Genomic DNA, 25,479 nt, shown 5'->3' with positions numbered 1-25,479 from the left:
CGACGAGTCTTCAGATGAAACAAGCTCTGATGAAGAAACAAGTTCAGACGATGAGACTTCAGATGAAACAAGTTCGGACGAAGAAACAAGTTCAGACGATGAGACTTCAGAAGAAACAAGTTCAGACGAAGAAACAAGTTCAGATGACGAAACAAGTTCAGACGACGAGCCTTCAGATGAAACAAGTTCGGACGAAGAAACAAGTTCAGACGAAGAAACAAGTTCAATTGAAGTAAGAGACCTTCAAGTGAGCGGTGATGATTTAATAGAAAATAAACTGATATTATCTGGTGGTGAAGTTTCATCATTAATCGCCACTGTTAAACCACTTAATGCAACTAACCAAGCGATTACATGGACTTCATCTAAGCCAGAGGTTGCGAATGTAATAAACGGTGAGGTCTATGCGATTGCTAGTGGTAAGGCAGTGATTACTGCTGAAACTCATAATGGATTAAAAGTTCAAGTGGAAGTAGAAGTGAAAAATAATGCGCCAGTTATCGAAGTAGAAGATGAAAACTATCGAGAAATCGTTAAGGTTTCTGGTCCGTCTACTGGCATTCCAAGAGGGGCAACTTTAAGGGTAAAACCGATTAAAGAAGACGCTGTCGCGTATCAACAAATGAATACATTGACTAAGGGTCGTATGACAATGTTTGATATTAGTTTATTCAATGAGCAAGAGAACATTGCCGTCCAACCGAATGCACCCCTGATGGTATCCGTTAAGATTCCAGAAGGTTATGATGCGTCAAAATTAAAAATGTATTATTTCAATGATAAAACTGTAACAAGAGAAGAATTAAGAGGGTTCGTCGATGGGGAGTATTATACTTTTGAAGTCACTCACTTCTCATATTATGTATTGGTTGAAGAAGCAGATCAAGATGATGAGACTCCAGCAGAAAAAGTTGAATTATCGATTGAAGTGAAACATGAGTGGCAAGGTATCAGTCTAAATAATCAACCAACAGGACTTAAAGGACAACTTGCTAGCGAGACAATCAAAGTGAAAGACGGAGAAGAATTTACTGTTAAAGCTTTAACAACATCAGACGTTAAGTTAGATGGAATTGAAGGTGCTCATGAATTCACTGCTCCTGAAAATCTTGTTGTGACAGCATCACAAGATCAAACAAGTATCACGATGATTTATCAAGTCGTGCAGAAGAACTCTGAAGAACAGGTGAAAGCTTTAGAAGTAATGTTAGCTAAAGCGAAAGCCGCAATCGCTTCTTATAAAGCAAAAGAAGCAGTTACTAGGGCACTATTTGATGGTTGGATTGCTCAGCCTTTGACGTTCGATGAAGCTCAAGCAGCTGTAATCAAACAAGTTCAAGTCCTAACGACCTATCTAACAACAATTGAACAAGGTGGTTATATTTCAATTTCTTCAATTGATCAAAGTCAAGTAACCACTCAAGCTGCAATTGATGAATTAGTCGCTGTAGGGCAAGAGAAAGAGAAACCTGCAGAAGAAAGTTCATCTACAGAAGTAACGAAAGGTAAAACTAAAGATGGTAAGTTACCAAATACTGGTGAAAACAGTATGGTTTGGGTAACTGTGTTAGGCTTAGTGATATTAGCTTTCGGAGTGGTTTTAATAGTAAAACAAACAAAGCGTCATAGACGTTAAATATTAAGAGTAAAATCAAAAGAGGTTCTTCCCTAAGTGGAGGAACCTCTTTTTGTATCCAAAATTAAAAAGAGTGTCAGTGAGGATTTCCTCACCAACACCCAAAAATTTGCAACCTCTTTTTAAATTGAATATAAATTACTCTGAAATTTCAGAATAATACATTTTATAAATTATATGCTGTGGATAGTTACCGAAACGCTTTCCAAAAATAGTCATACCTCCAGCATAATCAGTTTCTTCAACTTCGAGTTTAATTTTGATGAGTGTGCCATCTAGTTTGATGTCATTCAGATTAACTTGTGAGATTGGCTCACCGTCAACTAATGTTTCATGAGGCGTGATGCGCAATGTTTTTAGTAAACCATATTGACTGTTCCGGTCAGGCCACCAGTCGGGGTTTAACTTGCCTCGTACATCAGAGAAATTTCCAGGGATTGTCCAATTACCAACATACGTATCATTTATATGGAAAGCAACAGACGAGGGCCAATTATTATTCGAGATGGGAAATTCAGAAGCTAGCTCTAAGATTATTTCCAGCAGTTCCGGTTTTTGCTTTTGGACTATTAAATAATTGGGAATTTTATACTCTAAAAAACCTTTAGTCAGCCAAACAATATCTGCATCCATTCTTCGAGGATCCATGAAATGCATAGGTTGATCAAGTTCACCAATGTAACTTTCGTATGTTGCCAAGCCACAAGTTGGCGTAGCGTAGTAATCAGTAAAGTGACCCACGGGTATGCTTTCTTGATGTATTTTGTAATGTGGAAAAACATGACCTGGAAAGCGGATATACAATTCATCAATCGCTAATCGACAAATCTTATGGTTTCCAGATTGGGTAGACATTAATTGAGTTTCAATTAAACCTGCTGTTTCTAATTGCTTGACATGTCTTGTAACAATCCCACTTGAAAGATAGAGCATTTCTGCTAGTTGTTTTATATTGTATTCACCTTTTGAAAGTAAGTTGATAATTCGCAAACGAGACTCGCTTGCTAGGGCCTCTAGGATAGGTAAGGAGCTTAATTGTGTATCGATTTCCATGAATATTCCTCGCTTTAGTTATTTTATTTGTAGGTGATTTACCAATAGGTTAATAGCTCCGAGAGATTTTTGGTGATAACCCAGAGCCCTTGCTTATTCTATAAATACAGTCTAAACCACTGGGTAAGCGTTTGCAATATAAAGATTTAGCATTTATACTTTGGGTGAAGTTGGAAATTACTGCTGAATGAATTGACTCATAGGTTAATTTGTATCTTTGAGCTAGCGTAGAAGTCTCGAGGGGAGGTTTGTGGAAGTCAGTGGTGTCTGTCGCATAGTCAAAATCATCTTATGTCCAAAATTTAAAAATACAATTCAATGGAGGAATATTTAATGAAAAAATTTAGTTTAGTAACTTTGATAGTTATGGTTTTCTCTTTCGTTGTACAACTTAACCCTCAGCAAGTGAACGCACAGGAAAATGTCATTACGGTATGGAGTGGAGTAACAGGACCAGATGGTGATTTAATTAGACAGAATATTGACGAGTATAACGCAACTAATCCAGCTTACCCAGTAGAATTATTAGCAATGGAAGGCAGCACATTAAATAGCCGTTTGGTTACTGCGACTCGTTCGGGTGAAGGGATTCCGGATTTAGCTTTAGTAGCGTCTGAGACCGTTTCCCAATATGTAGGTCAAAGTCTATTGGAACCTTGGGATGCATTGATTGATGGTACAGATGTGAATGCAGAGAATTACTTAGCAGAGGCTTGGGACGTGGGAACAGTGGAAGGGTCTCAGTATGGTCTTCCAGCAACAATGGGAACTTGGGTAATGTATTATAATCAAGATTTAGTTGATCAATACGTGCCTGGAGCGACAGAGGATAACATTATCACTTATGAAGAGGTAACAACGGCTGGTGAAGCAGCGAAAGACGATGGCATTATAGCTTATGGTTTTGGTTGGCCAATGCAGAACTTTAATAACCTGTACTTACAAATGGGTGGGAAATTCTCTGATGAGGAAGGTTTCTTGACAATAGATAACGACACAGCAGTGGCTACATTCGAACACTTCAAGAGTATGTATGAAGCAGGTCACACTAACAAAAACGGAGAAGATACTGTGGCTCAGTTTATGAATGGTGAAACAATCTTCTTGCCAGAAGGTACATGGATGTTAAGTCAAATGGAAGAGATTACTGATTTTGCGTGGGGACAAACATTTACACCACAATGGGATGCAGAAAATATTGTACAAGCGAGTGGTGCGTCCCAATTTGCGATGTTTGTTGACGAGAATAGACCGGACGAGCGTAGACAAGCAGCAGTTGAATTTGTTGATTGGTTAAGAACAAATCAAATGACTTGGTTAACATCAGGTGAAAACACTGCATCATTAGCTATGTTAGAAAATGAAGAATATTTAGCAATGCCACAATCTTTCTTAATACAAACGCCTGAAGCAAGGGAAGCCATTACAATTGTAACGGATGAAGGCTCCTCTCATATTTTTGGTGAGATCGATGCAGCTGCGTGGGATGTTTTAGAAGGTAATGTTGATATTAAAGAAAAACTAACAGAAATCCAACAAATCGTCAACGATACAATGGGCTATTAGTCTATTCGAAATAACATCAATAGCATGAAGGAGGATGACTCATCCTCCTTTTCTTGAAAAAAAGGGTGATTAATATGGAAAAAACTCAAATGACTCAAGTCAATAAAAAAGGAAGAAGGTTTAGTTTTCTACCGGCTTTCTTCATTGGACCACATTTATTGATTTTCCTCATTTTTACTCTCATTCCATTTGCTTATGGAATTTATATTGCATTTACTGATTGGGATTTATTTACAGATCCAGTCTTTGTTGGTTTGGAAAACTTTAAAACGATTCTTTTTAACCAAGATTCAAGTTTCTATAATCAGTTTTGGAATGGTCTGCAGAATACATTTTTCTTTGTATTAATATCAGTCCCATTTTGTATTTTGGTACCATTAGTTCTAGCAACCGTTCTATCGACTAAACCTAAGTTACACCGTTTGTTTCAAGCGGTATTTTACGTGCCTTCTTTATTCGCTATTTCTGCTGTTATGATTATTTGGCAATTTTTACTGAGTATCTCTTATGGTCCACTAAATGATTATTTTGATTTAGACATCAACTTACTAAGTAATCAACCTTGGGCTTGGATTTCCTTAGTAGTGGTCACTATCTGGTGGACAATTGGTGGCAATTTAGTGATTTATCAAGCAGCAATAAGTGGCGTTTCAAACGACATGTTAGAAGCGGCTGAATTGGACGGGGCCAATGGTTTTCAGAAATTAACGCGAGTCGTGATCCCCAGTATCCGATTTCAGATTTTATATACAACGATCATGACAACAATCGCTCAATTTAACGTATACGGTCAGCCCTTAATGTTAACGGGTGGAGGACCGAACCGTTCAACGCAAGTTTTAATTATGAACATTCAACAAAATGCTTTCGGTAGTGGAATGGCTCGTGCAGGAATCGCTTCCGCCATGGCAGTTATGCTAGGCTTGTGTATTATGGTCGTTTCAATTTTTCAATTTGTTCTTATGAGAAGACAGGATTAGGGGAGCTGAGTGACATGAAAAAATATAAAAAAATAACTCTTTCGCGTGTTCTAGTCTATCTTTTATTGGTACTAGCTGTGCTTGCTTGGCTTTATCCGATTATTTGGGGCTTATTGACTTCATTTAAACCAGAAGCCGAAATTAGACAATTAGGTTACAGTTTCTTGCCGATTAATTGGACGATTGAAAATTATCGTGAAATTCTATTCGAAAATCCATCGACTCCGATTATCAGTTGGTTCTTTAATTCAGTCACGGTATCCGTCAGTCACGTTATGCTCGTGTTGATTGTCACATCGCTAGCTGCTTATGGCTATGCACGTTTGGATTTTAAGGGAAAGGATCTATTATTTTCTTTCTTGCTTGCGTCAATGATGTTTCCGGGAATTGTCAATTTAATTCCTCTTTACGATATTATGCATGAACTAGGATGGGTCAATAATAAATTAGCGCTCATCGTTCCAGGTGCAGGTAGTGTCGGAAATGTCTTTTTGGTAAGACAATTTGCTTTAAATATCCCTAAATCATTTGATGAGTCTGCTCGAATAGATGGGGCATCCGATTTTCAAATATTCTATCGGATTATTTTACCTATTCTAAAACCAGTGTTGATTGTAACTGGCTTGTTTAGTTTTACAGGTTCTTGGAATGACTTCTTATGGCCCTCTATCATCATGAGTGGGGTAGAGAAATTGACGATTACACCGGGACTGCAGCTATTACAAGGTCAATATCGAACGTTTCCTGGCTTAGGCACGGCGGGGGCAGTGATTGCGATTGTACCGACTTTCTTATTGTATTTATTTGCACAGAGGTATTTTATGGAGTCTTTATCTTTAGAAGCAGGATTAAAAGGTTAAACACTGGAGAGGATAATCATGAGTAGAAAGCTGGAAAGATTCTTTATCTATTTAGCCAGTAGTTGGCAAATCATTACAGGTGCGATTACGGCTGGCATGTATTTACTAAATATAACCTCGACGTTTACAGCGGTTGCGCCAAGCGAGTCAATGTTTGGAATGTTTGTGTTTACCTATGGAATGGCCTACGTCACGATTGGCGTACTTAACATGATTCTAACGCATAAATATGTAACAGATGGCAGTTTGCAAAAAGAAATGGCCCTATTTTGGGTGATTTTAATAGTCGTTTTCTTATTGTTGGCTGATTATGTGAGCATGATGGGTTTAATTATTGCAACGACGCTCACCTTAGCTAAAAACAAATCAATACGGATGATTCAATTAGAAGAGATGAATTAATATGTTTACTTAGTAAAGCTCAAGATAATTGTATGGAGGAGCAGTCAAATGAAAAGAGAAGAATATCCTAGACCGCAGTTTGTACGCGATAATTGGATGAATTTAAATGGTGTATGGGAATTTGCTTTCGACGATCATGATCGAGGGATGGCTGAAAAGTGGTATCAAAGTGATCGCACATTCGATCAACAAATCAATGTCCCTTTCGTCTATCAAACGGAATTAAGTGGGATCAATAGTCAAGAAACCCATGAAATTGTTTGGTATAAGCGACGGTTCGAGCTTGAAGCCGATGCAGAACGAGAGCGCGTCCTACTGCACTTTGGAGCGGTTGACTATGAAGCGACGGTCTTTTTGAATGGTATGATGGTCGGCCATCATATTGGGGGGCATACGCCATTTACAATCGACATTAGTCCCTTTATTGCAGAAGAATTGTTAGAACAAGTGTTAACTGTCCGCGTTTATGACCCGCGCTATGATGAACGGATCCCGCGTGGCAAACAAACGTGGGATGAGACACCACATTCCATTTGGTATACCAATACTACAGGCATCTGGCAAACCGTTTGGTTGGAAAGAGTGGCTCACACTTATATCGACACCGTTCTTTTTACACCAAATATTGACGATGGATCAGTTAAGGTAACCGTTGATTTAGTGAATTATGTAGAAAATCAGTGGATTGCTTATGAAATTAAACTTAAGGATGTTGTTGTGGCAGCAGGAAAATGGCAAATTAAATCAAATTTTAATGAAATTATTGTTCAATTGAATCAACAGAAAGTGTTTCGTTCCGCCTTCCATGATAGCGGCTGGTATTGGTCGCCCGAACGCCCTAATCTCTTCGATGTTCACTTTAAATTAATTGGTGAAGAGGGAGTGCTAGATCAAGTGGACTCATATTTCGGTATGAGGAAAATTCATACCGAAAAAGGAATGGTTTACTTAAACAATAAACCTTATTATCAAAAGCTAATTCTTGATCAAGGGTATTGGCCAGAGTCATTAATGACCGCCCCTTCAGATGAAGCATTAAAACGTGACATTGAATTATCTAAAGAGATGGGTTTCAATGGCTGTCGTAAACATCAAAAAGTTGAAGATCCAAGATTTTTATATTGGGCAGATCAATTAGGCTTTCTGGTTTGGGGAGAATCGCCGTCGGCGCATTACTTTAGTAAGGAATCCATTGATTATGTCACGAATGAATGGAAAGAAATTGTCAAAAGAGATTATAACCATCCGTCAATTGTGACCTGGGTGCCTTTCAATGAAAGCTGGGGAATAGGCGAAATTGGTCGCGACCGCCAACAACAACATTACACTCAAGCACTCTATCATCTTCTACATGCATTGGATCCAAGTCGCCTAGTGATTTCAAATGATGGCTGGGAAATGACTGAATCAGATATTGCGGCTGTGCACAATTATCAGCATGGACAAGTGGCCGAAGTGAAAAAATTTGATAAATATATAGAAGACATCCACACAAAATCAGGGATTTTATCCTCACAATCAGCCAATCGTGCCATTTATGCGGAAGGCTTTACTCATCAAGGAGAACCGATTCTGCTGACTGAATTTGGAGGTATTGGTTATAAAGTTGGAGAGCAAGCCGGATGGGGGTATACCACTGTGAATTCCGAGGAAGATTTTGTCCTCGAGTATGAACGTGTTGTTAAAGAAGTGTTCAATTCAGAAGTTATTTTTGGATTCTGTTACACACAACTTTATGATGTGGAACAAGAAATAAATGGACTCTTAACGTATGATCGCCAACCGAAATGTTCCTTAGATAAAATCAAAGAAATCAACAGTCAGTACCATCCAAATATGGTTTCGCCCAAATAGAAAATAGGTGATAATATGAACAAAATAGGTTCAATAGTCTTATTGCTGTTAGTAACTTTATGCTTTGGAGGCGTTAGAACAATGAATGCAGAATCTTTAACTTATCAAAATCCGATTGGGACTATGCAAGATATTGGTGATCCGTTTATTCTAAAGGATGATGAGACCTATTACATGTATGCGACTTCCGCTCCAGATATTGGTTTTAAAGTGTGGACGTCAACGAACTTAGTGGATTGGCAAGAATATGGCCTTGCATATGATCATATTCAGTCAAAAATGTGGGCCAGAGGCGATTTCTGGGCGCCGGAAGTGATTAAATACGGCGAAACTTATTATATGAGCTACAGTGCGCGTAATCAAACGGATAGTTTAAGAATTGCGATAGCCACCAGCGATTCGCCGACAGGACCCTTTGTGGATGCCAATCCTGATTTGCTTGCGGAAGAAGGCTCCTATATTGATGGGCATTTCTTTATCGATGAGGATGGGACGCCATACTTCTACTATGTCAAAGATAATTATGAGAACATCATTGATGGCAATCACGTGAGTCATATGTACGTTCAAGGAATGTCGGATGATTTATTAAACCTAATAGGCGATCCTGTTTTTCTTTTTGGACCGGATCAAGAGTGGGAAGGATTAGGAGCCGAATTCCAATGGAATGAAGGGCCTTACGTGGTTAAACACGATGATTTATATTACTTAATGTATTCGGCTAACTTTTATGCAGGACCCGATTATGCGGTAGGCTATGCCGTCAGTGAACACCCATTAGGGCCTTTTGTTAAGAGTGAATCGAATCCAATATTATCTTCTGATTTAGCAAACGGGATTTCAGGCCCCGGACACAATAGTGTGACCCTTGGACTCGATAATGAGACACTGTACGCAGTCTATCATATTCATACTGACGCAAATAATCCAAGTGGTAATCGTCGCCCGGCCATCGATCGTTTATATTTTGAAAACGGCGAGATGAAAATTGAAGGACCGACATCAGGTGAAACAGAGCTTCATTAATATCACAAAAAGACAGACTATCATTAGTCTGTCTTTTTGCGTATTTAACGATTGCTATCGTTCTATGCTTATTAATTCTTGCGAATTAAAAGGGGCGTCCGCCAAAAGGGAATTTCAAAACATTGTCTCCATTACCCGGCGTGTCATCGTCGTCCTCTTCATCAAAGACGTCATCATCAAAATCATCTTCGACTGAATCGAGTAGCGACAAGTTATCCATAAAGAAATCCGCGAATTCTTTATCTGAGGTCATGTTCATCATTTCCTTAAAGTCTAGCGTGGCTTCGTCGTAAAAATCATCAAGCGTCTCAATTAAGAGTGGATTGCTGTAAGTTGTCGCCACGGTATCAATGCTGATTTCCACTACTTGAATAAAGGGGTGTTTTTCGCTGTATAATAATAGTTCTTTTTCGATGGTCTGGATTATTTCATCCAGAAAAACCAAACGACGCAGGTTTTTATGTTCAATAGTATGAATCGTTTTGAACATCTGTCTATCCAGATGGCGTTGCAATAATTTGGCTTCTTTAGGTATTAGTTCGACAACATCATCATTCATCATGACATACTCTGTGTCTACAAACAGGGTACAGAAAATATTAGTTAAATTATCAATGCCAAATGCTTCCAATTGATAGGACGCTAAGTCAATTTCATACTCAATAACGGTAAAGTCTTCCACGACTATCACTCCTTTATTTAGGTTTTTAATTTGTACTTATTGCTATTATACATAAGCCGAATGAGACAAGGTAGTAAAATTGTGTGACTTATTATAGTACTTTTCAAAGCGTCAGTTGGACCATCGTCTGGGGAGGCGCAAAGGACTACAAGTGATTGAAGGATTTATTTTTCCCAAAGGGTGTTCTCACACGGTTTAAAGGTTATTAGGTCGAATTTACATAATCATGACCTAATCTTTACAATAGGCAGGGGAAAATTTACAGAGTTTTTACAAAGCTTTGTTAGTATTTAAATTGAAGAAATTCATATCACTTATTTGAAGGAGTTTTTGTAAAATGAAAAAATCACTATTATTGTCAATGTGCGCGTCGGTTTTACTTTCAGTAGCTTCACCAGTTATGGCATCTGCAAAGCAAGAAGAGGGTCAATTTGCTGACTTACCCGTTGTGACGTTAGAGGAAGGTCGCGCGTTAACAGAAGATTTATCATTAGTGAACGAAAACCAAGCGAAATATGTTTTCTTATTTATCGGTGACGGCATGGGGAATATTCCAGTTTCCGCTGCAGAATACTACTTAGGTCCAGACAATGGCGCACAAGGTTCTGGAATGGCTCAGGCTCAACCGTTAAACTTCTCGCAATTTCCTGTCATTGGTTTACAAAACCCAACAGATGCTGACCATTATGTGCCAGATTCAGCTGCAACGGCCACTGCTTTTGGTAATGGCGTGAAGATCAATTCAAACGTGATTGGTTTAACACCAGACTTTACAGAACAAACAGAATCAATTGCTGAAAAAGCAAAAGAAAGCGGCAAGTCAGTGGGGATCTTATCGACAGTGACGTTGAACCACGCAACGCCAGCTGCCTTCTATTCAAACGTTGAACATCGAAATAACTATTACGAGATTGGTCAACAGATGGCTGCGTCAGGCTTCGATTATTTCGCTGGTGGCTCATTAGGCCAACGTACAGGTAGCGAAGGCTCGGATCAAGATTTATACGAAATTTTAGAAGAAAACGGCTATACAGTTGCTGATACGCAAGAAGCTTTCGATTCGGTTACCGCTGAAACTGGTAAAGTATACGCACCAGCTGAAGTTTTATCGGGTACTGCAATGAAATACGCGATGGACCGTGAAGAAGGCGAACAAACTTTAGCGGACATGGTGGCTAAAGGAATCGAAGTCTTAGATACGAACGAAGAAGGTTTCTTCATGATGACTGAGTCTGGAAAAATTGACTGGTCGGAACATGCAAATGATGCGGCTGCCGCAATCAAAGAAGTCATCGACTTCCAAGATGCAATCCAAGAAGCGGTTGATTTCTACTACGAGCACCCAGAGGATACTTTAATCGTTGTGACGGCTGACCATCCAACGGGTGGATTCACGATTGGTAACTCAGAGACTGGCTACAACAGCTACTTCCACTTAATCGACAACCAAGTGGTTTCTCAAGAAGTATTCGATGGCATTTTTGCGGCAGCTCAAGAAGAGAATCCAGAAATGACTTTTGAAGATTTCGTACCAGTTTTAGAAGAAAACTTTGGTTTTATTTTTGACTTAGACGTAACGGAAGAGGTCTTAACTCATGCGCAAAAAGCTGAATTAGAAGCAGAAGAAGTGGACCCAATGACGATTACGGCGATGGAATTGGAAGAATTACGTTATGCTTTCGATCAATCAATGTTAACTTATGATGAGCGTAATGCGGGTCAAGCAGACGTTATCAAAGGTTACCATTCTTACTTACCAATCTCGATTGCAGCAACGCGTCTAGTAGCTAACAAAGCTGGTTTCGCCTTTACAACCGTTGACCACTCACCAGAACGTGTTCCAGTTTATGCGATTGGTGCAGGTGCAGCAATGTTTGAAGGAAACTTTGAAAACAGTGACGTTGCTTACAAATTGTTAGCGGCAATGGGCTTATATCAAGGCGGCGACACGGCAGTTCCACAAATTGAAGTAACTGGTAAAGCAGATGCAGCCAAAGAAGAAGAAGCGACTACTGAAGAAACTGCAGAAGACGCGACATCTGAAGAAGCGGCTACAGAAGAAACTACTGAGGAAACTACAGAAGAATCAGCAGAATAATATTAGAGTTTGCTTGTTAAAAGAATTAAGCGCAGCGTATCCACTAAACGCTGTGCTTTTTGATATGAATGACCGATTACTTACTGAGAAAATAAACTAGGATGAAGGACAATAACTAATATGAAGAAAAGATATTTATTTAAATGGGGGCTCATCTTATCCATGTTTGTACCGAGCCACACGATTGAAGCCGAAGAAGCAGCTCTGACATTGAGCGACTTACCTTTTCAGGGCTACTACGTTACGACCAGTGAACATGCGATTGAAGGTTTGTTATTTGAGGAAAATCAGCTGTATATTTACTTGAACGATCATTTACATGATGACACGCCGGGACAAGAGTGGGCAGAATTTCTGGAAGAGTTCCATTCCTTCCCGCACCCAGATTTAAAGAATTACTCAGCCAGTGTACGTGAACGCTATCTAGAGGGATACGATTTAGCCTATGACTTACAGGCTGTCTATCAAGAAATTGCAGAGCAAATTACACCAGAAATGTCACAAGCTGACATTCAAAGGCTGATTGATAACCGTGTACCAGGTATTTACTATACACATAAAAATGACCAGCAATATTATCAGATTGCTCGTGCGACAGTCTATCAAGAAGGCGATAGCTACCAGCTTCATCTGTTTGGTGAACACTTATATACATTCGAATCATCCGAAAATCATACGCTTATTAAGGATCAAGACGGTAATACTTACGAGTATATCCCAGGAATCAATCCTTATTGATTCAGCCATAAAGGAGTTCTATCAATGAATAAACAACTTAAATTTATCATCGCTTTATTATTAGCTGGCAACTGTTTGTCGCTAAAGCTTTCGTCTGCAGAGTCAGAACATCACCATAATCACGGCGCATCTTTCGCTAATTTTATCCCGGATAAAATACTTAACCCAGACGACACTGAGTATGAGACCCCTGAAGCAGTCGCGCAACATGTCGGTCTTTATACGACTGAAACGGCGATTGCTGAACTGGGGGTCGATTTGAAGCTCCTCTTGATGATACAAGAAGATGGCCTCTTCAATTTGGCTTACTACTTCGTGAATCAGCCAGAAACGGCTGGCCAACGCTTTTACGTGAACGCAGCTGGAGAACTTGAAAGCACACCGGCAATCTATCAAGATTTAACACTCATGACGGGCGCGCTAAGTGAAATCGACGGAGGTCTGGGGTCGGGCTTGATCCGTGAAACCCTTGCGCCGATTGTGCTTGTGGATGAAGCCGGGCAACCTGATGGGCTGTATACGTACATGACGATGGCTTACGGCTTGCGCGAAAATTACCAGAATGCCCGCGTTTACCAGAGTGTTGGTCTGTACATCAGTGACGGCGCGGTGATGGTTGACGTCCCTCATTTGCTTGGACTCGACTCTAGCGAACCATTGTTGGTTCAATTTGAACAAGTCGACCAAGATACCGATGAATTCCTGGTTGCCACGCCAAGCTTCGAACTCCTGCAACATAACTTTGATACTTACTTAGAGGACCACAACGATTTTCTGATGGCTTTCGACACGCCTAACGATTTCGTCCAGAAAGTACTGGCCATGCACTTAGAAACCAACACAAGTTTCCCGCAAGACACGAAGGTCGAGCTCGTTGACGCGACCCTAACGAACACGGAAGCCACTTATGCGCTGCTGATTAACGATGCGCTACTTTACGCCTATGACGGCAAGGCTCTCCACCTGGCGACCGAATTTCGCCAGACTGACACCGGACATTACACGGCCAAGGAATGGACCACCAACTAAAATGAAAAGGAGCCTTCATTTGAAAAAACGTGAAAATTACACTGACGACCTGAAAGAAAAAGAAACGAGCAAGGATCCCCACCACCCAAACAGCCTCAAGCATTCTGACAAGGCTAGTCGAACAGAAAAGCAGGTTACCGGCAAAGAAAATTCTCGTCCTGCCAGCAACCTTATGAAAGTCCCTCATGACCCAGACCATCTTCGTAACCGTGATACTTATAGAGCGAACGCTGCTGCTAAAGAGAAAGCAGCAGAAGTTTCACAAGAAGAAAGTGACTCTCCTTTTAGAGTGCCAAGTCATGACCCTCATGACCCTAAGTCTCCTCGCGATCGTTATTAATAAACCTACTTCAAATGTTATAAGGAAAACCTCAGCCTCTTTTGTTTAACAACAGAAGGAGTTCTTCGCTTCTAGTTCTCGGCGCATTAATCAGAAGCCAGCTTTTGGTTAATCTACTGAGAAGTAAAGCAGCGCAAACCATCTTGTTTGATAGAAGTTTCCCGCTTTGACAGATTTAATGAGAAAAGACTCTAATATTTCCGCCGTCGGCTATTCGCGACGGCATTTTTTGAATAGATGTGATTTATTTGGTAAAAGATGGTGGAGCCATTGATAAAATTGACAAGCTGTTGCGTTCAAGGAGACTAATCAATCGACTAGTATTTCAAAAACAATCGAAATATTTACTTAATAGAAGCCATTAATAATCGCTGGAAGAGAGAACCCTGCATGGCAGTGGGAGTGTGTATACTTTAGTGAAATTGAACCCGTTGATTAGTTCATTTCCCTAATAGGCCATCCAATGAACTAGTTTTTGTCCCCAGCAGAATTCTTAATAAACGAAATAATTAATCATCAAAACATTCAAAGGTATGTTAAAATTAGAAGTAAATATACCAACCAATGGGTTTATTGTGTTGAATTTTTTATAAAAGGGTGGTCAACTATGCAGGACCTAAATTTAGGTAGAGTGATTGATGATATTAGACGCAATCGAAATATGACAGTTGAAATGTTATGTGAAGGGATTATCTCACCTTCGGCGTACTCTCGGTTCGTGAGTGGGAAAACCTTTCTGGCGTCGGACTCCTTTATGAAGTTAGTGTTTCGGCTCCATATGACGTTTGCGATGTTTTTACAAGATCATTTAGATTTCTTCAGAATAAAACATCATTATGCCATGTTAAACAACGCCAAAGGTTACGATAATCTTGCTTTGGTTCAACAACTAATCGGTGACTATCAAGCCAGATATACAGCTGCTCAAAAAAAATCTAAAACCAATGAAGCGTGGCAGACTCACGATGAACGTTTTTTAATGGTCGCTACAGCGCTAGCTAAACAGCTGTCAGAAAGTCCTGATCGTCAAAAGTATCTGGAAGAATACCAAGAACATATGTTGCAATACAAAAGTTTAAGCGACAATGATTTTTTCGGCCTGAAACTTTTATTGCCTTATATGACATTAAAGGATGCTGAAGCGGTTGTAAAAAAGCCTTTAAAGCAACTAACAGATCTTAAGGAACCCGGCTTAGCTGAAAATTTATATTATGTCTGTGGCATTCTATATATTAAACATCTCGCAGCCGGACAACCAAAGAAAGCTGACCGTTATTATAAAATGTTAGACGAAATATTCCTTGATTCACTCGATTTAGGCTGGAAGTTGTCACGGAAATTGTATCAGACTATTCACCTGTATTTCACAGGCGAGGAAGATCGAGCAGTCGACCAAATCAATAAACTGAGTGTCTTTTTTTCAGACTTAAATTTATCTCATCAATCTCGATTCATTGCACAGACGTGTCGCGAATTAAATATCCCCCATCAAGAATTGGAGGCAAGCAAATGAGTACTAGCCACAAGGATCTGATTGAGAATTTACGAAAAAAGAAAGCTTTATCGATGCAAGATATCTGTGGAGATTACATCTCGCATTCTTCGTATTCACGTTTTATTAATAAAGGCCAGACGTTGGCGATTGATAAGTTACTTTATATCTTGCGTCAAATGGATTTGAGTTTTAGAGAAGCCGGTCTTTTTGACCACAATATCCAGACTTCTAATGAGGATAAGGTGTTGATGGCAGAAATTGTGGCCAAAAACGATATCAAACTGATGGGCGAAACGGCAGAGTTATTTACCAGCAAAGCCAAACGCACTTATGATATATACGGCATGCTGGCGATTCAGTTGCGCCTTAGAATGGGAGGCGAAACGGCTGACAAACAAGAAAAGGAACTCAAGGACTATCTTTTTAACGTCCAGAATTGGGACTTTAAAGAAATGTATTTGTTTACCTTTATCATGGATCGTATGGAGAGTGCTGTCATTCTCCACCATGTCAACCGAACTTATCAAAGAGCGGCTGAACCGTATTTACTTGAACGCAATCTGAATCTGATTATCTTAATTGGGGAGGCTCATTTTGAGTTTTTAAAACGTAAAGAAACCAACAATGCCCAGAAAATGTTAGACCAACTTGAAGTCCTTACCATTAATCGTACGTTTCACAGTGTGCAAGGGCACTTTACGATTTCTCAAGCTTTGCACAATGTATTGAAAGAAAACCGTCTTGAAGACTTTCAGAAAATTGAGCGCCTCTATCATAATTTTACTGTCATCGAAGCTAGCTTCTTCGCTAATAGATTAGAAAGCCGCTATCAAGAACTTCAACGCATTTACCAACTGCCTGAGCTTAATTGGCAAGTAGACACGCAAGACCTTTTATAATTTATAAGAACCGGACATTAAGATACGCGAGTCTTAAAGTCCTGTTTGGTGATTGTAACTGGCTTGTTACTCCTTCTTTACTAGAGGTTTTGAGTAACTTCGCTAGCTTTTACCAATTCAAGTGAAAGTTTTTTTATAAAAAGGGTGAATATTGTGCATTTATGCAATAAAAACTAAACTCTAGCTAATTATGTATTATTATTGAGATAGAATCTAAAGATTCAGCAATTGGACAGTATAATTAACAAGCGAGGTAACCTAAGCTCCTGCTGGCATGAGGACAGAGTCGATTCGTTTGATGAACATATTTTCTTTTCAATTCAAGTTAATGCATAGGATTTGAATTGAAAAGCAAACCTCCCCGGTTTGTCAGTTGTATAAATTGCTCTCGATCGCACTGAACCAGCTCAGTTGCGGTCTATTTTTTTTATAAAAGATAAAATTATTCGCACTCTATTTTCGCTTGTTAAGATGGAGTCTGGGGTGAGTTAGCTTTTAAGTAGAAACAGAAGCTGTTTAATTTCCCTTCTGTTCTTTTATACTTGGTGAAAGGATGTTTAATATGAAAAAGTATGGAAAGATTATGTTATTAGTGGCTTTAATTATGACTCTATGTAAGTCACAATTCGTGGCGCTCGCTCGAACGCTAGAAGAAAGTCGAGCGGCAGTCATTGAAGTGCTGACCCAGGGATTATTCGAAGAGTTTACTTATGAAGAGGCCGAGGAATATTTGGCGGCAGAAGAAGCCAATGTTTTAGTGACGGGTTACTTTGATGATTTTCGTAGTTATGGTATTGAAGGGAGTCTTTCGACTGCTTATAGTATGATCGTCGCAGACTACTTAAAGGCATATTTTGAAGCGAACACCACAGAGGATGACTTGGCAGCAATTTATCCTTATGCAGTAAACTTTAAAAAATTACCAGAACGTTTACTTTTTTACCATGCGGATAATACGGCAGGTGATTATGCGGATTTCGATGTGACCAATGAAAATGGTAGGTTAACGATGTACTATGTGTATTGGGGACCTAATCAGTCGCGCTTGAATGCACTGCCCTTAGAGGGGGTAGCGGTGGTCAATCAAACAAAAGAGTTACAGGCGGCTGCGTCTAACCATCAAATAGAAAGAACAGTCACAAGCAATACATACGTCGATGCGCAAGGTCCAGCCTATAGCGACACCACTTATAAAGTATACTTTTTCTATAATGAAGAAGATAAACTAAGCGTGCTACTGTGGGATTCTACTAATCATCAGCAGACACTAAAAGAGTATACGACTTTAGAAACACGTCAAGAATTGGAAGGGATAGTCGAGGGGGCCAGCATAGACGTCGTCAGCAACTCAGACTGGAAATTACCTGAAGATTGGCGCTTGTTGTCACCACGTCGAGGAAATATTCCGCCTGTAACTTGGTCGATGACCTCTACAGGTGATGGGGAGACTTTTGCGATTGAACCGGTCAATCAAAAGGAAGGCGTTGTGTCGGGCTTTGTTAATCCGACCTACAGTATCCAAGTGACAACAGTCAATCAGATGACAAACGAAGTGATTTCGACCATGAACGCCACGCCAAATGCAGAAGGCTACTTCTCGATTGATGCAGGTGCGAGTGTTTCCATCCAGCCTACGATCCGACTTTATGATGCGTCTTCGAATCTAGTTTATGAAACGGATCTCGATGTTTATCAATATCAACCGACGGCCTTAGCAAACGACTCGGGATTCTTGACGCTGGAGCGTTATTTTATTGGTCAAACTTATATGGAAGGTTATACCTATCCCAATGCTCAAGTGATGATAATGCCTTTGAATGGCTATGGGACCGCTAGTCTTCCGCCAATCAAGGCAGATGAGAAGGGGTATTTCTACGCCGCAACGCCTGCTCATACGACTAATTTAACCACGAATGTAGTTACAGTTATCCATCCAGAGACTGGAGAACTGTTAACGGTAGCGCCTTATCCATGGACTCAATCAGAATTAGAGACCGCTCAGTGGTAAGTAGTTGTTACTGCAACTGATTGTATAAGATGAACGCTTCGTTTAGACTATATAGCTAAGAAGCAAAGCATGCGCTACTGTATAAGTTTTTCTTTTCAGTTCCTCTTTCAAAATAAGCTGGCCTACCAAATAGCTGCCATTGAAAACACTCTAATTTTTGCTGACAAAGCAAGAGTAGAGTGTTTTTACATTTGACACAAAAAATGCTGTCAAAGCTCTGAGGTTATTACACAGCGATTTACAGGAGGGATTCGTTAGTAGAGCGGCTTAAATATATAGGGGATTAGCTTTTAAAGCGACTGTATGAAGAGCTTATGGTACACTTTTAGCTAAAGGATAGTGGTCGTTTGACATCACGAGTTGTCAAACGTGATGAGCGACAAATAAAGAACATGTACAAAAAGTCAAATAATCCTTGACGATTACTTAATAACTAAGGATCCAAAGGCAAATGTTAGGAATATTTGCGCAATTGAATGGAACATTTGATAGTCAACTTAACTGTGGTCACGTATGCTTTTAATAGGAGGTGGCAGTAATGAAAACATTTAATGAAAAAGTCTATGAACTAAGGAAACACTCTCGACTTTCTCAAGAGGAAGTTGCTGAGCAACTAAAGGTCTCGAGGCAAACCATTTCTAATTGGGAAAACGGGAGCGCCCAACCAGCGTTAGATAAAGCAGTCGAATTAGCCTATTTATTTGATGTGTCTTTAGATGAATTAGTCGGGAAGACGGTTCGGCCCACAACGAGACAGAGTGAAATTTTAACGGCATTAGTCGGTCAAAGGGTAACCCTCTATTTGAATCCAGAATCTCAAGCGTGGCTGTCGGTTAGTAAAACTGAAGTGAAGCAGTGTGACGTTATAGAAGTCAATGCCAATCATGTCAAAGTGATTTTTCCAGAACGTGGCAAACAAATCGAGCGCTTATTTTTCCTGAAAGATATCATTGCTTTTAAAAAGGAGGATGACTAAGATGTGGTGGTTATTTATCGTTATGATTGGTTTGATGTTGTATTCAAAATTGGATGACATTATAGAAGTCTTTAAAAGCAATGACCCAACTTACCAAAAGAAAAAGCAAGCGCAAGAACGCGAACAGTTAACGCAACAATTAGAAGTGGCTAGGCGATTAGAAGAGTTGCTTGGTCAAGAATGCCAGCTTGAAAGTAGTCAGTTTTATTTACTATCTTTACCGGGGAAAGTTCAAGCGACTATTCACGAGGTCAGTCATGGTTGGGTGGAATGTACTATCGAGCAAAAAAAGCCCTTCACATTGATTTTGAAAATTGAAGATATTAGTATGGTCTCGCGAGTTATCTAAAATCAGCCGCTCTAACTTAGGTTAGTAGCGGTTTTTTTATGCTATAAGGGATGAGAAGTTTACTGTTGATTCGTCAAGCTTTGTAGAACTTATTTTTATATTAGTTGAAACAAGTCGCTTCGATTGGGAGGCGCTCTACCGAAGCCTTAACGAACGGGAGTGTGAACTATATCTGTCACTCTTGTAAAGAAGAAGAGCTGATTCCGTAGAATGTAGTGGAACATTTTGATTTATTAGATGGCAGGGATCCCCTGGATCCACCAAAACTTTGTTTTTCAAAACTGTCAAACCCAAATGGTTGCGCAATATTTTAGAAGTCATACGGGGAGAGTATGACAGTCGTGTGGGAGTTAAAGAAAACAAGCAAATCTAAAGAGACCTCGGGTTTTGTCCGAGGTTTCCTTACGGACGATTTGTTCTTCTGGGCGGCAGCGGACTGTTCTATCTACACTTGTCATCAGATGACAAGTGTAGATAGAATTCTAAATACCAGTGTCATCATGTGACGAGTGTAGATAGAGTTCTAAATACCAGTGTCATCAGATGGCAAGTGTAGATAGAGTTCTAAATACCAGTGTCATCAGATGACAAGTGTAGATAGAGTTCTAAATACCAGTGTCATCAGATGACAAGTGCTTTTAGAGGGTTTACGAGATTTTTTGTTGCGATATACGAGATGTTTTTGTGAAGTTGACCATTTGTTCTTCTGGGCGGCAGCGGACTGTTCTAAATACCAGTGTCATCATGTGACAAGTGTAGATAGAGTTCTAAATACCAGTGTCATCATGTGACAAGTGCTTTTAGAGGGTTTACGAGATTTCTTGTTGCGATATACGAGATATTTTTGTAAAGCTGACCATTTGTTCTTCTGGGTGGCAGCGGACTGTTCTAAATACCTGTGTCATCATGTGACAAGTGCTTTCAAAAGATTTACGCTTGTTTATGAATGTTATTCACAATATAAGGCTTCCAGACAATTGGATGATATCACTGTTTTGTGAAAGCGTTTAGTTGCTTATATTAATAGGTATCCGTAAGCTGATTTTTCATATGTTATATTTTGGATGAAATAACTAATTTCCGTCGTGATTTTAGCAGAAATGACTAATTGAGCTTGTGGGTATATGTGATATTATGAACATGAAAAGAAGAAAAAGACAGTCAGTTTAAATTAAAAAGGAGCGAGCGATATGTCAGAAGAAAAATTAATCAATGTCAGTGCAATGGAATTAGAGTCTTTGATTCAGGCTAAGTTGGAGTTGGCAGGTTTGCCGGAAGTTCAAGCGGTTGAAACAGCCAAGCATTTAGTTTATGCCGATTTATGCGGCGTGCATTCACATGGTGCGGTCCGGGTGGAATATTATTCTGAACGCATCAATAAAGGCGGTATTACACGTGAGCCGGAAATTAAATTTGAAAAAACTGGCGAAAGTTCAGCTGTCTTGCATGCTGACAACTCGCAAGGGCAATATGCAGCCAATTTAGCTTTAGAGCCTGCCATTGAAATGGCAAAGGCATCAGGTGTGGCAGTTGTGGGCGTATCTAAGTGTGGACATACGGGTACTTTATCCTATTACTTACGTAAAATTGCTGAAGCTGGTTTAGTCGGTATGGCGATGACACAATCGGATCCAATGGCAGTGCCCTTCGGTGGAGCGGAAGTTTACTATGGAACCAACCCTATCGGTTTCGGTGCACCAAGTTCGACTGAAACGCCGTTAGTGTTCGACATGGCCACAACGGTTCAAGCATGGGGTAAAATTTTAGATGCACGTTCTAAAGGCCGTGACATTCCTTCGGACTGGGCAGTTAATGACAAAGGGGAGCCGACGACGGATCCTAATGCGGTGAGAGGTTTAATGCCAATTGCTGGACCAAAAGGTTATGGCTTGATGATGATGGTAGATATTTTCTCAGGTATGTTAATGAACTTACCCTTCGGCAAGCACGTTAGTTCCATGTATCATGATTTACATGCCGGCCGTAATTTGGGTCAATTATACATTATCTTGGACCCAGCTCGTTTCGGTAATGCAGAGATGTTCAAAGAACATATCACACAAACCATGCAAGAATTAAATGACATCAAACCAGCAACAGGTTACTCAAGCGTTCGCTACCCTGGTCAAGGGTCTAACCAACGTTATGAGAAGCATTTGAAGAACGGCATTGAGATTCCAGAAAGTATCATCAACTATCTAAAATCAGACGATATTCACTATAACAATTATGAAGGCCTAGGGGCTTTTGCTAACTAAGCTATTTAAATCTAAGGAATGTGAGGAAAATATTATGTTTAATTACGCAGGGAAAGTAGTCGCTATTACAGGTGCATCAAGTGGGTTAGGTGTGCAAATGGCCAAAGGTTTCGCCGCTCAAGGGGCAAAAGTAGTGTTAATGGCTAGACGTGTGGAACGTTTAGAAGGATTAGCAAATGAATTAAAAGCAGCCGGTGCCGACGCTTTAGCAGTTGCTTTAGATGTGACAGATGAAGCGCAAATCGATCAGTCATTGCAAACCATTCTAGATACGTACGGTAAAGTCGATGTATTAGTTAACAATGCCGGTGCTAGTGAAGGTGGCGCCATCACTGAAATGACCAACGATGCTTGGAACTTCACGATGGATTTAGATTTAACCAGCGTTTTTAAAATGACACGTGCTTATGCGAGAGTGATGAAAGAAGCGAATTATGGCCGAATTATCAATATTTCGTCAGTGTATGGTTTGGTTGGAACGAACCAATTGCAAACCGCTTATCATGCATCAAAAGCTGGCGTCATCAACTTCTCGAGAGCTGTAGCGGCTGAATTAGCTCCTTACAATATTACATGTAACACAATTTGCCCAGGTTACTTTGAAACAGAATTAACCTCTGGAACGTTAGATACACAAGAATTTCAAGGTTATATGGATGTCACGGTACCAATGAGACGTTATGGAAAAGAAGGCGAATTGAATGCCGCAGCTATTTTCCTCGGTTCAGAAGAAGCAGCTTATGTCACAGCTGTGACTTTACCAGTTGATGGTGGTTGGTCAGCAACTAAATAATCAGTCTAACTAGCGATTTAAACAGACCGGTCCTTTGTAAATGAGGGCCGGTCTGTCTGTTTGTCTATTGTTTATTTTGCCTATTTGGTCTGGAGGGTGAAGGGATTAAGGTTTAAGCGCGATTAACTCTTCAAGTGTCACGGCTTCGGCCTGATAGCCATCCACGTCGAAACCAGAGTTAACATTGAACTCCTTAATAAAAGTATCGTAACCTGTCACTGGGGTGTTGAAGTTTTCAGCTGTAATGGTATTGATGAGAGCTTCCGTTGCAGCTTGTGTTTGGGGATCCAACTCCCAATTATCTGGACGCAAGCGGCCTTGTTCGTCATACTCTGGCTTGTCGCCATATAACATGTCGCGATAAATGCGGTCTTGATGCATAATCGGCGTTTCGTGTGTGCCGTTATCTTCCATGATGCGGTATAAGCCCAGGCAGTAAACAGGGAAGAAAGGAATCACCGAGCTCGCTTTTGTTGTGACAGCTGTTGCGACCACAATCGTTGCTTTACCATTGATATCTGCTAGTAGCTGATTGATGTGTTCGGCTTTGACTTCACAGTCCGCTTTGGCTTGGCCTAAAGTTCCGCCACCATAGTAAGGTCTGTTTAAAGCGGAGCCCAAGTAAGAATAATTAACGGTTAGCACATTATCTGCCAATACGTCTGCTTCTTTTAAAGCGTCCATCCAAAATTGCCAGTCTTCGCCACCCATCACTTTAACGGTATCTGCGATTTCTGCTTCCGTCGCTGGCTCCAAGGTATGTTCCAAGTACTCTTGTTTCTGGATATTAACGTGTGGTCCCACTACAGTATCGCCAATTGCTTTGATGACTGAGTTGAAGCGTTCGCCGGTATTAGGATCCACGCGGACACCCGATGCTAAACTATAAACAACGAGGTCGATTTTTCCGTCGAACTCTTCTTTAATATAGTTAATCACGTCTTGCTTTGATTCATGACTAAAAGCATCCTGGACAAAGTTTTTAGCAACTAAACCTTCTGCTTCAGCAGCCTGTTTGAAGTAAATATTGTTGTACCAGCCGGCTGTTCCTAAGTTTTTTTCAGACTTAGGTTCCTTCTCGAAGGACACACCGATTGTATCAGCTCCTGCTCCAAAAGCCAGAGTAATTCGTGTAGCCAAGCCATAGCTTGATGATGCGCCGATGATTAAGACTTTCTTTGGACCTTCATATGATCCTTGTTCTTTAACATAGTTAATTTGATTAGTAACTTCTTGTTTAAGGCCAATTGGGTTGACACCAAACGACACATTGCCACGCATTTTATGTTCAAAATTTAGCATAGTTACCTCCAATTATATTTAGTAACTTAAAGATACCAAAATATTCTTTAGATGGATAGAGTAAAAGCACACAGGTAATACTTCAAATTCGAATAGTTCGTATTACAAAGTAGTTTGGGGTGCAATCGCTGCCGAGATAGTCTTTCAAGCGTGTTTTCTAGTGAAGTTTGTGAAAATTATTAGTCACTCATCTAGCAAGCAATTAATAAATCTTATGACGTTTCTTGAACCACACGTAAAAATTTGTATCGTGGGAGGCAGGCGCATAAAAAGTAGTTTCGTAGCCAGCACGAAGCAATGAAGCTTGTGTCGTTTTCTGAACGAAGTTAAAGAGCTATCTGGCAAGCAGACCATAAGGATTCCGTCTCTTCTTTACGGAAGAGTTATAAAGTCAGACAAAAACTTTAATCGTCGTGAGCATTAAGCGAACGACACTGCTGGTTTTTGTCTTTTTAAAAAAACATCCCACATCCCTCAAGGTTTTAGGCGAGGGGTGTGGGATGTTAAAATTATTTATTTAAGGCTTGAACGGCCTTCATGCCGCCTGTGATGACGATGGGCTTGTAACCTTTGTCACTTAGAAAAGAAGCGGCTGCTGTAGCACGGCCTCCAGAACCACAAAGTGTGTAGATTTTCTGTTTTTCTTCAAGCTTTGTATACTCTTTTGCCAATTCTTCAATTGGGATATTGCTTAAGTTTCTATCAGGTGCAGGACGAGTAATCTCGGCCGCTTGACGTAAATCTAATAAGGTAAAGCTATCATCTATTGGTAAAGATAAAAAATCTTCGGCTGAAATGGTATCGATGCTTTGTAAACTATCTGCTGGTAACTCCGCAAACAAGACGTAGCCTTGGACATTTGTTAAGCCGATTGCATTGGCCTTGTCTGTTAATTCAGAAAGAGTTTCTGGACTGTCATCTTCGACTACAAAAGTGATGGCTTGGTCAGTAGCTAGAAAATTCAAAGCATATTTGCTGAGATTTGAAGGGCTTAAGTTAAGAGAGCCTTTGGCGTGAGCTACTTGGAAATCAAATTGAGAGCGTACATCAACTAAAGTTGAATGGATTGTTTGAGTGCTGCTAATTTTATTCATGGTAACCTCCTATAAGTGATACTTCAATTATACAGCTTGTT

22 protein-coding genes are annotated in these 25,479 nt (G+C 40.1%); 18 read left to right on the top strand and 4 right to left on the bottom strand.

From position 1 onward, the window contains the following. Positions 1 to 1,636, top strand: a 1,636-nt coding sequence (locus ACTQ45_RS12455; protein ID WP_441763942.1) for an Ig-like domain-containing protein, incomplete at its 5' end; no start/stop codon positions are given. Positions 1,637 to 1,774: 138 nt separating this feature from the next. Here the strand turns inward: ACTQ45_RS12455 and ACTQ45_RS12450 are convergent. Next, entirely contained in the window at positions 1,775 to 2,689 is a 915-nt protein-coding gene (locus ACTQ45_RS12450; RefSeq protein WP_441751085.1) for an ArsR/SmtB family transcription factor, read from the bottom strand. A gap of 333 nt (positions 2,690 to 3,022) precedes the next feature. Between ACTQ45_RS12450 and ACTQ45_RS12445 the strand changes: the two genes are divergently transcribed. The 6 genes from ACTQ45_RS12445 (at position 3,023) to ACTQ45_RS12420 (ending at position 9,377) form a co-directional block, all read left to right on the top strand. Continuing rightward, positions 3,023 to 4,255: an extracellular solute-binding protein gene (locus tag ACTQ45_RS12445; protein WP_441751083.1), complete on the top strand. Its 1,233-nt coding sequence runs from the start codon at positions 3,023 to 3,025 to the stop codon at positions 4,253 to 4,255. Between the two features lie 74 nt (positions 4,256 to 4,329). Then, entirely contained in the window at positions 4,330 to 5,235 is a 906-nt protein-coding gene (locus ACTQ45_RS12440; protein ID WP_441751082.1) for a carbohydrate ABC transporter permease, read from the top strand. 14 nt (positions 5,236 to 5,249) lie between these two features. Continuing rightward, positions 5,250 to 6,095: a carbohydrate ABC transporter permease gene (locus ACTQ45_RS12435; RefSeq protein ID WP_441751080.1), complete on the top strand. Its 846-nt coding sequence runs from the start codon at positions 5,250 to 5,252 to the stop codon at positions 6,093 to 6,095. 18 nt (positions 6,096 to 6,113) lie between these two features. After that, a complete protein-coding gene (locus tag ACTQ45_RS12430; protein WP_441751078.1) occupies positions 6,114 to 6,497 on the top strand; it encodes a hypothetical protein in 384 nt (127 codons plus the stop codon). A gap of 48 nt (positions 6,498 to 6,545) precedes the next feature. Next, entirely contained in the window at positions 6,546 to 8,351 is a 1,806-nt protein-coding gene (locus ACTQ45_RS12425; RefSeq protein WP_441763941.1) for a glycoside hydrolase family 2 protein, read from the top strand. 81 nt (positions 8,352 to 8,432) lie between these two features. Then, positions 8,433 to 9,377: a glycoside hydrolase family 43 protein gene (locus tag ACTQ45_RS12420; RefSeq protein WP_441763940.1), complete on the top strand. Its 945-nt coding sequence runs from the start codon at positions 8,433 to 8,435 to the stop codon at positions 9,375 to 9,377. 85 nt (positions 9,378 to 9,462) lie between these two features. Here ACTQ45_RS12420 and ACTQ45_RS12415 read toward each other — a convergent pair whose 3' ends face one another. After that, the gene (locus ACTQ45_RS12415) at positions 9,463 to 10,059 is read right to left on the bottom strand and encodes a hypothetical protein (protein WP_441763939.1); all 597 of its coding nucleotides are present in this window, start codon (positions 10,057 to 10,059) and stop codon (positions 9,463 to 9,465) included. Between the two features lie 337 nt (positions 10,060 to 10,396). On the opposite strand from ACTQ45_RS12415, the gene ACTQ45_RS12410 reads away from it, so the two are divergent. From ACTQ45_RS12410 to ACTQ45_RS12360, 11 genes are all read left to right on the top strand, one after another. Then, positions 10,397 to 12,157, top strand: a complete 1,761-nt coding sequence (locus ACTQ45_RS12410) for an alkaline phosphatase (RefSeq protein WP_441763938.1) — start codon at positions 10,397 to 10,399, stop codon at positions 12,155 to 12,157. A 120-nt stretch (positions 12,158 to 12,277) separates the two neighbouring features. Further along, entirely contained in the window at positions 12,278 to 12,895 is a 618-nt protein-coding gene (locus tag ACTQ45_RS12405; RefSeq protein ID WP_441763937.1) for a hypothetical protein, read from the top strand. A gap of 24 nt (positions 12,896 to 12,919) precedes the next feature. Then, positions 12,920 to 13,924, top strand: coding sequence for a hypothetical protein (locus ACTQ45_RS12400; RefSeq protein WP_441763936.1), 1,005 nt, complete (start codon positions 12,920 to 12,922; stop codon positions 13,922 to 13,924). Between the two features lie 19 nt (positions 13,925 to 13,943). After that, entirely contained in the window at positions 13,944 to 14,264 is a 321-nt protein-coding gene (locus ACTQ45_RS12395) for a hypothetical protein (RefSeq protein ID WP_441763935.1), read from the top strand. 607 nt (positions 14,265 to 14,871) lie between these two features. After that, complete coding sequence (locus ACTQ45_RS12390; RefSeq protein ID WP_441763934.1) at positions 14,872 to 15,777, top strand: helix-turn-helix domain-containing protein; 906 nt, start codon at positions 14,872 to 14,874, stop codon at positions 15,775 to 15,777. Then, entirely contained in the window at positions 15,774 to 16,658 is an 885-nt protein-coding gene (locus tag ACTQ45_RS12385; protein ID WP_441751061.1) for an Rgg family transcriptional regulator, read from the top strand. Before ACTQ45_RS12390 ends, ACTQ45_RS12385 begins: the two co-directional genes overlap by 4 nt. A 562-nt stretch (positions 16,659 to 17,220) precedes the next feature. Next, the gene (locus ACTQ45_RS12380) at positions 17,221 to 18,666 is read left to right on the top strand and encodes a hypothetical protein (protein ID WP_441763933.1); all 1,446 of its coding nucleotides are present in this window, start codon (positions 17,221 to 17,223) and stop codon (positions 18,664 to 18,666) included. Between the two features lie 538 nt (positions 18,667 to 19,204). Then, the gene (locus ACTQ45_RS12375) at positions 19,205 to 19,642 is read left to right on the top strand and encodes a helix-turn-helix transcriptional regulator (protein WP_373815521.1); all 438 of its coding nucleotides are present in this window, start codon (positions 19,205 to 19,207) and stop codon (positions 19,640 to 19,642) included. A gap of 1 nt (position 19,643) precedes the next feature. After that, entirely contained in the window at positions 19,644 to 19,991 is a 348-nt protein-coding gene (locus ACTQ45_RS12370; protein WP_441751057.1) for a hypothetical protein, read from the top strand. Between the two features lie 1,190 nt (positions 19,992 to 21,181). Then, positions 21,182 to 22,249, top strand: a complete 1,068-nt coding sequence (gene allD / locus ACTQ45_RS12365; protein ID WP_153862383.1) for an ureidoglycolate dehydrogenase — start codon at positions 21,182 to 21,184, stop codon at positions 22,247 to 22,249. 34 nt (positions 22,250 to 22,283) lie between these two features. After that, positions 22,284 to 23,042, top strand: coding sequence for an SDR family NAD(P)-dependent oxidoreductase (locus ACTQ45_RS12360; RefSeq protein WP_373815526.1), 759 nt, complete (start codon positions 22,284 to 22,286; stop codon positions 23,040 to 23,042). A 105-nt stretch (positions 23,043 to 23,147) separates the two neighbouring features. On the opposite strand, the gene fabV is transcribed toward ACTQ45_RS12360, so the two are convergent. Further along, positions 23,148 to 24,344 carry an enoyl-ACP reductase FabV gene (fabV, locus tag ACTQ45_RS12355; protein WP_441751053.1) on the bottom strand — a complete coding sequence of 399 codons (1,197 nt, stop codon included), beginning with the start codon at positions 24,342 to 24,344 and terminating at the stop codon, positions 23,148 to 23,150. A gap of 509 nt (positions 24,345 to 24,853) precedes the next feature. Further along, positions 24,854 to 25,438 (bottom strand): rhodanese-like domain-containing protein, encoded by a 585-nt coding sequence (locus tag ACTQ45_RS12350; RefSeq protein ID WP_441763932.1) that lies wholly within the window; start codon positions 25,436 to 25,438, stop codon positions 24,854 to 24,856. Positions 25,439 to 25,479 lie beyond the last annotated feature (41 nt).

The organism is Fundicoccus sp. Sow4_D5, from assembly GCF_052116365.1.
Taxonomy (GTDB): Bacteria; Bacillota; Bacilli; order Lactobacillales; family Aerococcaceae; genus Fundicoccus.
The sequence above is the reverse complement of the archived record's forward strand: the minus strand, read 5'-3'. Positions and strand labels throughout refer to the sequence as shown.